This is a genomic window from Inquilinus limosus MP06, assembly GCF_000767795.1.
In the GTDB taxonomy this organism is placed as follows: domain Bacteria; phylum Pseudomonadota; class Alphaproteobacteria; order DSM-16000; family Inquilinaceae; genus Inquilinus; species Inquilinus limosus_E.
Genome location: NZ_JANX01000764.1, coordinates 1 through 2,402 on the forward strand (window position 1 = coordinate 1; position 2,402 = coordinate 2,402).

A 2,402-nucleotide genomic window follows, 5' to 3' on the forward strand; every position below is an offset into this window, starting at 1 on the left:
CGGCAGCCGCTGCTGATGGAGGGCACCACCAGCCTGCAGCAACGGATCCTGACCCGGCCGGGCGCGCGGCTGGCGAAGGCGCCGGGCGATGACCCGTCGGGGGCGGAGCTGCCGCCCCTGTCGGTCATGTTCGTCTACGCCCGCGTGCCCAGCCGCAACGGCGTGGCGCTGGAGGTCGGCACGACCGCCGACGGCCGGACGCTGGGCTGGATCCCCGCGGCCCAGGCGATCGACTGGAAGCAGACGCTGGTCGTCGCCTTCACCAACCCGGTCAACCGCGACCGGGCGCTGTTCTTCGACGACTCCGCTCCCCTGCTGTCGCTGATGGAGGATCCGGCCGCTGCCACCAAGGCGGCGGCGCTGCGCCAGGCGGCTGAGGGCGGCAGTCCGCCGGCCGACAGCCATGTCACCTCGATCGAGCCGCCGCGCTGGATCGACCCGGCCAAGACCTTCTACCTGCTGCCGATCCTGAACTGGACCAACGGCTATTTCGCCAGCGGCTTCAACGGCCTGGCGCTGCAGGTGGCGGCGACCTCGCTGCAGGAGCAGCCGGGACCGGCCCCGGCCGCCCCGACCGCTCCCAAGCCGCCGGACCAGGCGGTGATGGCCGGCTATACCGCCGGCGTCGTCTTCGTGGTCGACACCACGATCTCGATGGATCCGTATGTCGAGCGCACGCGGGACACGATCCGGGCGTTGGTGGACAAGCTGTGGGCCAGGCGCGGCGACGCGCTGCGCTTCGGCCTGGTCGGCTTCCGCGACGTGCTGAAGGACGGCACGCCGGACGAATACACCAGCCGGGTGTTCGCCGACCTGCCCGACCATGTCGACAAGACGCAGTTCCTACGCCGGCTGGACGCGGCCGAGGCGTCGCGGCGCGACAACCTGGACTTCCGCGAGGATTCCTTCGCCGGGGTCAAGGCGGCGCTGGACCAGATCGACTGGAGCGGCGTGTCCGGCCGCTTCGTCGTGCTGGTCACCGATGCCGGACCGCGCCGCGCCGCCGATCGCTACTCCTCGACCCATCTGGATCCGGACCAGCTGCGGATCCTGGCGCAGTCCAAGGGCGCGGCGCTGATCACCATCCATCTCAAGACCGCCGCCGGCAAGGACGACCACGCCTCGGCCGAGGAGGCGTATCGCGCGCTCAGCGACTACCCCAATGTCGGCAGCCTGTACTTCCCGATCCGGGACGGCGACGTCCGCGCCTTCGGCGCCGTGATCGACCGGGTCTCGGGCATCATCGCGGCGCAGATGGAGGATGCCGCCAAGGGCCAGGTCGCCGCGGCCGAGCAGCCGGCGCAGAGCGGCCCCAAGGACAATGGCGACGCCGGGGCGGACAGCGAGGCCTTCGCCCGGGCCGGGCTGGTCGGCCGCGCCATGCAGCTGGCCTATCTGGGCCGGATGGAGGGCGGCGCGCCGCCGCGGCTGTTCTCCGCCTGGGTCACCGACCGCGACCTGGCCGACCCGTCGCGCAAGACCCTGGACGTCCGGGTTCTGATCACTAAGAACCAGCTGTCGGACCTGCAGTCGACGCTGAAGACGATCATCGACGCCGGCGAGGTCACCCGCATCGCCCCGGCCGATTTCTTCGGCCAGCTGCGCAGCGCCGCCGCGACCATGGCGCGCCGGCCGGAAAGCGTCGCCCTGGCCGAGGGCCGGCGTCTGACCGACCTGGGGCTGATCGGCGAGTATCTCGACGGCCTGCCGTATCGCAGCCGGATCATGGAGCTGACCGAGGATGACTGGCTGTCCTGGAGCTTCGGGCAGCAGCGGCAGTTCCTGGACGACCTGGACGCCAAGGTCACCCTGTACCAGCAGATCTACGACAACGCCGACCTGTGGATCTCGCTCGACGGCAATCGCACCGGCGGCGACGCCGTCTACCCGATCCCGCTGGACGCCCTGCCGTGACCGCGGCCGCGCCGGTCTATGCGCTGCGCGACGTCATGGTGCGCCGCGTCTCCGGCCCGGCGGTGTTCGAGCTGCATGTACCGGAGCTGACGGTCGCGCGCGGCGGCGTCGTGTTCCTGATCGGCCCGTCCGGGTCGGGCAAGTCAACCCTGCTCGACCTCCTCGCCGGCACCCTGGCCCCGAGCCGGGCGGCGGCCTTCACCCTGGACGATGGCGGCCGGGAGCCCGCCGACCTGGCGGCGCTGTGGCGCGGCCGGCAGTTGGACACGCTGGCCGAGTTGCGGGCCCGCCACATCGGCTATGTGCTGCAGACCGGCGGCCTGCTGCCCTATCTGTCGGTGGCGGAGAACATCGCGCTGACCGCCCGCATCGCCGGGCGGGTCGACCGCGGGCACCTGTCCGGGCTGGTGGAGCGGCTCGGCCTCGGCCGGCTGGCCGGGCTGCTGCCCGGCCGGCTGTCGGTGGGGGAGCGGCAGCGCGTCGCCATC

Annotated in this window: 2 protein-coding genes; both read left to right on the top strand. The window is 72.1% G+C overall.

Going from position 1 to position 2,402, the window contains the following annotated elements; translation table 11 throughout:
• The coding region (locus P409_RS39550) for a vWA domain-containing protein (RefSeq protein WP_034848150.1) at window positions 1-1,914 on the top strand (1,914 nt) is incomplete at its 5' end.
• On the top strand, window positions 1,911-2,402 hold a 492-nt coding region (locus P409_RS32055), incomplete at its 3' end, for an ATP-binding cassette domain-containing protein (RefSeq protein WP_152613659.1). The genes P409_RS39550 and P409_RS32055, both read left to right, overlap by 4 nt.